The organism is Kribbella albertanoniae, assembly GCF_004348455.1.
Taxonomy (GTDB): Bacteria; Actinomycetota; Actinomycetes; order Propionibacteriales; family Kribbellaceae; genus Kribbella; species Kribbella albertanoniae.
In genome coordinates this window covers 1-7,346 of record NZ_SMKA01000364.1, presented here as the reverse complement: position 1 = coordinate 7,346, position 7,346 = coordinate 1, and the positions used below count along the sequence as shown (strand labels likewise).

Genomic DNA, 7,346 nt, shown 5'->3' with positions numbered 1-7,346 from the left:
CTCCCCCACCAACTGCTCATACGCGAGCGCCACGTTCACGATCCCGCTCTCCACCGGAATCTCGGCATTGTTGGCCCGCCCATGCCGATACGGATCATTCGAGTGCCGCACGATCTCCGCCACGTGATCCAGCACCCCCGACCGCTCAATCACCGACGCCCCGATCTCCGCCGCCCGCTGCCGCTCCTCCCGAGTCCGCAGCAACGACGCCCCACCCGGCGAAGGATCCGCCAACGCCAACTGCCCCACCCCCGACAACAGCGCCGCATACTCCAACGCCTCCATCCGAGGCGGCGTCAGGCCCAGGTCATAGCCCATGGCAACCGCCAGCTGCGCCGTCCGAGCGTTCTGCCCCGGCGAACTGAACCCCGCAATCTCAGTACTCCGAGCCATCGAACGCACAGTCGTCCGATACGTCCGCTGCGCCGAAGCAAACCGCCGAAACGCAAACTGCGTCAGCAACAGCGGCACGACCACCAAGGGCACCGCCCATAGCCCGATCAACGACGTACCAGCAGCCAGCATCACGCCGCTCAGGGCCATCGCCATACCGATCCGGCCCATGACAGCAAGCTCGTCGCGCAACGCCGCCGGGAAGGGAATATTGAGCCGCTCCGTCGCCTGCCCCGCCCCGACCAGAGCATCGATGAACCCGGCCGCCAGCACCCCTAGAACCATGGCACCGATCAATGGAATGCCATGGCGCCAGGAGCCGTCCCAGTCCAAATCGCTCGGTGTCACGGCCGCGAACACGGCTGCCGCACACCAGACCGAGATGACGCGCCGATTCGACACCACCAGATCCCACCGGAGACCGGCGATCGCCAGTGGCGCGATGCCGGCCAGAGTCGCCAGCCACGTCACGGCGATGATCTGGGCCAACTCGGGCGGGTCTGCCAGCGACGGTCCCCGCAACATCACATAGGCCAGGGCCGCGCTGGTCGCGATCGGAGCCCGATTCTTGCTGCGGTCGACCCGGAACTGCACCATCTCGCCGATGGCGATGAGCAGGCCGAAGACCACTGCGAACGCCCACTCCGTCACGCCGTGCCGCACCGTGATCAGCAGCCCGACGACTCCGATCACAGAGCCGGCGCACAGGATCACTGCGCCACTGCCGAGCTTCCTCGAATCGAAGCTCTCATCGAGGCTCATGCGGGACCTGCTGCCGATCCAGAGGCGCCGCCGCCGCTGTCCAGGCTGAGGTCATCGTGGTCCACTCCGGCCTCGACCGTCTCGTCCGGCGCCGGCTGTTCCTTCCGTGCGGCCGTCCAGCCCTGGGACCGAATCACTGTGATGAAAGCATCGACGAGCTGCGGATCGAAGTGGCTCGTCCGGTCCTTGTCCAGGATCGCCAACGTCTCCTCGACACTGCGGGCCGGCCGGTACGAGCGAGTCGACGTCAACGCGTCGAATGCGTCCACGATCCCGATGATCCGGGCGAAGTACGGAATATTCGTGCCACTGAGACCGGCCGGATAACCAGTTCCGTCGTATTTCTCGTGATGGTGAAGAACTGCCGACTTCACTTCTTCCAGAAACGGAATGTTGCCGATCAGCTCGACCCCGCGAGCGGGATGCAGCCGGACCGCATCCATCTCGGAATCGTTCAGCCGTCCCGGCTTCCGGATGATGCTGGTCGGTACGCCGACCTTGCCGACATCGTGCAGCAGGCCCGCATGCTCGAGCGCCTGCTGCCGGTCCTCGGGCAGCTTCAGGAACTTGCCCACCATGCCCACACCTTGACTGACTCGCTCAGAGTGGCCACGGGTGTAGAGGTCCTTGGTCTCGATGACCTGGATGAAGGCGCGCATCGCCGCCTCCTGCGCCCGTCGCTCCGCCTCGTCCTGGGTCAGCGCCCAGCGGGCCACGATCAGCGGCACCATGACCAGCAGCCCGGCGACGATCCGTAGCCCACCGGTCCAGGTCATGGCCATCAGCACACCGAGGCAGCTGTAGCCGAGCATCGGTAAGGCAGTGGATCCGACGACATCGCGGAAGAAGAACACGACGACCTTCGCCCCCCGCTCGAGACCGAGCACGGCGGCCATCATCACTGCGTTCGCGCCCTGATGCAGGAGACCGGCCACCACCACGGCCAGGATCGCCTGGGGGGCCTGGTCAAGCGCTGCGTCGCCGGTAGGCCCGTCCAGCAGGCCGTAGCCGAGCGCGCCGGCAGCAGCGGTCAGAATCCACTGCGAACTGTTGTAGAGGCGCTTCATCATCGGGACGTTGCGCGGCTGTGCCAGCGATGCCACGCCCGCGACGACGACGGCGGTGGACGGCCCGCAGATCACGTACACCGACATGATGACGATCGTCGCCATGCTGGCGCCTCTGGCCGGGCCGTGCGGAAATCTCAGGGTGCTCGCGACGAGCGCGACCACGCAGAGCTGTGCAGTGGCTGGAATGTCGTCGACCTTGCGGATCGCGATCAACCAGACTGCGAGCGCGACGAACGAAGCCGCTGTCACCAGAAGGCGAAGCGCCGAACGGTGCAACGTCGTCGTCATCACACGCCTTCAATAAGAGTCACCACTCCCAGATTGACGTGCCCATGGTAAGCCACCTCCGATCAGCGGCGAAGTCTTGAACCGAAGCTGGTTCAGGGGGGCTAGACAGCGCATCGCTGACTCTTCTGAATTTTGCTCGCGCGGGCCGCGCCGAAACACTGTAAGCCAGACCGTGACCCACCGCCGGACACGAGCAACCGTGCGTGGTATGAGAGACTGTGACTCTTTGCAGTTGTTTCTAGGAGGCTTTGAAATGGGCAAGACCGGCCGCAAGCGTCGTGCGCGCAAGAAGAAGGGCGCGAACCACGGTAAGCGCCCCAACGCCTGACGTCAGGCGACTACGCAAAGCGAGGACCCCGGCCCAAAGCCGGGGTCTTTGCAATTTGGTCACAACACACTGCAGACCACCTTTCACAGAGGTCCTGTATTCGGAGCGTCTCCATCCGCATACTGAATGCGATCTTCAAACGCTCGTTGGGCTATTCTTTTGCACGAAATCGTGCGGGAACGTAAGGCGTCCCAACCGACCCCGGACCAGCTCCTCAGCGACCCGGGTGTGGATAACTCCAGCGAACCGTCGGTGGAGACTCCTATTGTTAGCCCCGGACCACCCGCCCTGGCCGTCACCCAGGAGTGGGCTGATTGCAGGAGGGAGGTGGGTCAGCTGACCGGCGAGAGCTTGAGTGATCTACTGCGCAAATACCGGGGCCGCGCCGGGCTGACCCAGGCCGCACTTGCGGCCAAGGCCGGATTGAGCGACCAGGCCATCAGCGTCCTGGAGCGCGGCACCCGCCGCCGCCCACGCATCGACACCATCCGCGCCCTGATCAAGGTCCTTCGCCTCGACAAGGCCGAGGCCGCCGAATTCCTGGCCGTTGCACGAGGCAAGAGCCAGACCGCCGAGGCCGAGGAGCCGGACGTGTCCGGCTCCGACGCTCTGCCCATGCCCTGGCAACTGCCACCGGCCGTCTCCGACTTCACCGGCCGAACCGCCCAGATCGAGGCAATTCTCGATGTGCTGCGCGTCCAGGACGGCGTACCCAGCACGACCGTCGGCCTGGTGGCCGTGACCGGGATGGGCGGGATCGGCAAGACCACCTTGGCCGTCCAGGCGGCCCACAAGCTTGTCGACAGCTACCCCGACGGCCATCTCTACCTCAACCTTCGCGGGTACGGCCCCGGCAAGCCGGTCTCGACCACGGATGCTCTGCGGCAGCTGCTGCGGTCCCTCGGCACCGAGCCACAGCTCATCCCCGACGAGGTCGAGGAGGCCGCCGGGCTGCTGCGCTCGCAGCTGGCCGGACGGCGCGTCCTGCTGTTCCTCGACAACGCCGCCGATGCGGCACACGTGATGCCGTTGCTGCCCGGCAACCCGGGGTCGGCGGCAATCATCACCAGCCGAGGATCGTTGACCCCACTCCCGGGTGCCCGGCAGGTGCGGCTCGACGCGCTGTCGCAGTCGGAGTCCGTCGAGCTGCTGTCAGGTGTCATCGGGCAGTCCCGCATCGCTGCAGAGCCAGCGGCAGCGGACGCACTGGCATCATTCACCGGCCGCCTCCCGTTGGCCGTCCGGCTGATCGGCGGCCGCCTTGCCGCGCGCCCCAGCTGGCCGATCCAGCACCTTGTCGAGCTGCTCGAGGACGAGGATCGCCGTCTGGACACCCTCGGATCCGACGAGACCGGCGTACGCGCCAACATCGCGAGCTCGGTCGACTTCCTGCAGAACAGCGACCGCGCTCTCGATCGCGAGGCGGCACGAGCCTTGCCACTGTTGAGCATTCCGGATGGACCGGACCTGCTGACGGTTGTCGCGGCCCAGCTCCTCGACCTACCGGTGCGGAGAGCGAATGCGATCCTCGAGAGGCTCGCCGACCTGAACCTGATGGAGTCGGTCGCACCGGAGCGCTACCGATTCCACGATCTGATCCGCGCTTATGGTCGCGAGCTCGCTGACGAGACCCTGACCGTGTCCGATGATCACGCAGGTCTGGAGCGCTTGCTGCGCTTCTACATCGGCTGCGCGTGGCAATGTCACCTTCTGACGCACCCCACCAGTCCTCGGATGGCGCTCGCCAGCGTCCCTCCCGTGCGGATCTCCGCCCTGGCTGACCGGACGTCAGCTCTGGCATGGTTCGACGCCGAGCAACGAAACCTTATGGATCGCTTCATGCAGGCCGCATCGTCGGCGCTGGCCGGCTCGCCGATGCTGCCTGAGGTCGCACTCGCGATGTTCGGATATCACGAGTCGCGCCGGCGCTGGATGGAGATGGAGGAGATGGCTCGTGGAGCGGTCGAGCTCGCGACGAAGCTCGATCTTCCGCTGACGGCGGCATGGCTGCAGCACGATCGCGCCATTCCCACCGTCGAGAACGGACGGCTCGAGTCAGCGGCGCCGATCCTCTCCAAAGCCCTGACGATGTTCCAGGACGCCGACGACCTCACCGGACAGTCGCGCTGTTGCTCCTCGTTGACCTACGTACTGTCCGGTCTCGACCGCGTCGAAGAAGCGCTGGAGCTCGGCAAGCAGTCTCTGGAGCTCAGCCAGAAGGTCGGTGACGTGATTCTGGAGGGTGTCGCGCACACCGCCCTGGGCGTGCTCTACAACCGGGTCGGCGACTACGAACAGGCCGATAGCAATTTCGATCGAGGGATCCAGCTCGCTCAGCAGATCGGGTCGAGCCGGTCCGAGCAGAAGCGCAACGCCAACGCGGCCTTCTCGCACCTGCTGGCCGGCCGCTGGGCAGACGCCGAAAGGTACAACCTCGAGGCACAGCGCATCTCCGACGAGCTGGCCGACGACGTCTGCCGCACCGAGTCCATGCAGACCCGGGCGCTCCTCTTTGCTGCGCAAGGCAAGTACGCGATCGCAATCGAGAGCGCCGAGGCTGGTATCCATTTCGCGAGACGGTCCGCAGACAACATTCGCGAAGGACGGCTCTATTTGGAGCTTGCCAGAATCCAGGCAGCTGCCGACGACCGAACCGCCGCTATTCTCAATGCCACCCAAGCCGTCAGCAAGCTCACCCGAGTCTCACCGATCCACGAGAAATACGCCCGGGACCTCGTCGACCAGCTACGCCGCGGCGATCCCTACACCTACGCGTTCACCCATCACGCGATCTGAACCGGTCTACGGGACCGGTTCAGTCGGTGGTGGTGATCGTTGTCTCCACCTGGATCTGGGTGAGGCGGAGGAGGATCTTCTGGCGGAGGGCATCGGGGGCGTGGTCGGAGCCGCAGGAGCGGTGGACCAGCTTCTTGATGCAGCGTTCCAGGTCGTACTCGTCGAGGCAGGGGGCGCATTCCTCGAGGTGCTGCCGGATCTCCTCGGTGCTCGCGCCTTCGATCTCGTTGTCGATGAAGACGTAGACCCGCTGGAGGATCTCGTTGCAGTCGACGTCGTGGTCCTCGCCGCAGCTCACGACTCCTCCTTCTTCGCGGTCGCGTCGTCGTCCGAGGCGGCGATCAGGCCGCGGTCGCGGGCGTAATCGGCCAGCAGCTCACGCAGCTGGCGCCGGCCACGATGCAGGCGTGACATCACGGTGCCGACCGGCGTACCCATGATGTCGGCGATCTCCTTGTAGGCAAAGCCCTCGACATCGGCCAGGTACACGGCCAGGCGGAAGTCTTCGGGGATCGACTGCAGGGCCGACTTCACGTCGGAGTCGGGCAGGTGCTCGAGAGCGACCGCCTCGGCCGACTTCAGGCCGCCGGGGGTGTGGGACTCGGCGGCGGTGAGCTGCCAGTCCTCGATCTCCTCTGTCGGCGACTGCGTGGGCTGGCGCTGACGCTTGCGGTACCCGTTGATGAACGTGTTGGTCAGGATCCGGTACAGCCACGCCTTCAGGTTGGTGCCGGGCGTGAACTGGTGGAACGAGCTGTACGCCTTCGCGAAGGTGTCCTGGACCAGGTCCTCGGCGTCGGCCGGATTACGGGTCATCCGCATCGCGGCGGCGTACATCTGGTCGAGGAACGGCAGCGCCTCGCGCTCGAAGCGCGCGGTCCGCTGCTCGGGTGTCTCGGTCGTGGTCGGTGTCGGCATCGTGATCGAGAATACCGGGGTCTTCCCAGCGTTCCGCGCCGGAGCCACACTCGTTGCCGTCATGCTCATCACAACAAGGCCCGGTACGGCGTAATTCCCCGCGCCGCGACGGTCAGCGGGTGACCACTATCCGGACACTTCCCGGACGACCCACTCGAACACAGCTTCGACCAGCAGGTCGTACGACTCGTCCTGGCTGAGCTCGGCCTTCTTCGGCACCTTGAAGGAGTGGTCGGCGTCCGGCACGACGGCCATCTCGGTCAGCGGCGGGAACTCATCAGGCGTCCCGAAGGTGTCCCGCTCCCCCTGCACCACGAACGTCGGCAACCCAGCACCCTGCAACTCGGCCACCCGCGACTTCTCCGGCTTGCCCGGAGCGTGCAGCGGAAAGGCAAGGGCCAGTACGCCGGACGCTCCCAAACTGCTCGCCGTCCGGCAGGCGACCCGCGCACCGGCACTCCGGCCACCGATCACCAGCGGCGTACGGATCCGCAACTGCCCCACGATCGCGATCCAGGCCTCGTCGAGGATCTTCGGCGCCGGCGCGAGCTTCTTCCCGGCCCGTTTCCACGGCTGCTCGATCAGGAACACGTTGATGTCCTGCTTCGGCAATCGCGCCGCCAGCGCCGCCAGATCAGGCGCCTCGATCCCCCCACCGGCCCCATGACCGAGCGCCAGCGTCGCCACCGGCCGCCGAGCCCGGTGCGCCACGATCCGCGCTTCCCCGTGCGGCGTCCCCACAATCCGTTCGTCGGTCACCCGCCCCATCCTGTCATCCGCAGCCTCCCCAC

Annotated in this window: 7 protein-coding genes; 2 read left to right on the top strand and 5 right to left on the bottom strand. The window is 66.1% G+C overall.

All coding sequences use genetic code 11. The features are described from left to right. On the bottom strand, positions 1-1,155 hold a 1,155-nt coding region (locus E1261_RS41465), incomplete at its 3' end, for an HD-GYP domain-containing protein (protein ID WP_132415250.1). Next, positions 1,152-2,513 (bottom strand): HD-GYP domain-containing protein, encoded by a 1,362-nt coding sequence (locus E1261_RS41460; RefSeq protein ID WP_132415249.1) that lies wholly within the window; start codon positions 2,511-2,513, stop codon positions 1,152-1,154. The genes E1261_RS41465 and E1261_RS41460, both read right to left, overlap by 4 nt. Before the next feature lie 253 nt (positions 2,514-2,766). Here E1261_RS41460 and E1261_RS47220 point away from each other — a divergent pair, with 253 nt between their 5' ends. Then, the gene (locus E1261_RS47220; protein WP_369759046.1) at positions 2,767-2,841 is read left to right on the top strand and encodes a 50S ribosomal protein bL37; all 75 of its coding nucleotides are present in this window, start codon (positions 2,767-2,769) and stop codon (positions 2,839-2,841) included. A gap of 327 nt (positions 2,842-3,168) precedes the next feature. Beyond that, entirely contained in the window at positions 3,169-5,637 is a 2,469-nt protein-coding gene (locus E1261_RS41455; RefSeq protein ID WP_165952820.1) for an XRE family transcriptional regulator, read from the top strand. A gap of 19 nt (positions 5,638-5,656) precedes the next feature. On the opposite strand, the gene rsrA is transcribed toward E1261_RS41455, so the two are convergent. From rsrA to E1261_RS41440, 3 genes are all read right to left on the bottom strand, one after another. Next, the gene (rsrA, locus tag E1261_RS41450; RefSeq protein ID WP_132415247.1) at positions 5,657-5,935 is read right to left on the bottom strand and encodes a mycothiol system anti-sigma-R factor; all 279 of its coding nucleotides are present in this window, start codon (positions 5,933-5,935) and stop codon (positions 5,657-5,659) included. Next, entirely contained in the window at positions 5,932-6,555 is a 624-nt protein-coding gene (locus tag E1261_RS41445) for a sigma-70 family RNA polymerase sigma factor (RefSeq protein ID WP_132415251.1), read from the bottom strand. The genes rsrA and E1261_RS41445 overlap by 4 nt, the downstream gene beginning before the upstream one ends. A 126-nt stretch (positions 6,556-6,681) precedes the next feature. Further along, positions 6,682-7,346, bottom strand: a 665-nt coding sequence (locus tag E1261_RS41440) for an alpha/beta hydrolase family protein (RefSeq protein WP_338033989.1), incomplete at its 5' end; no start/stop codon positions are given.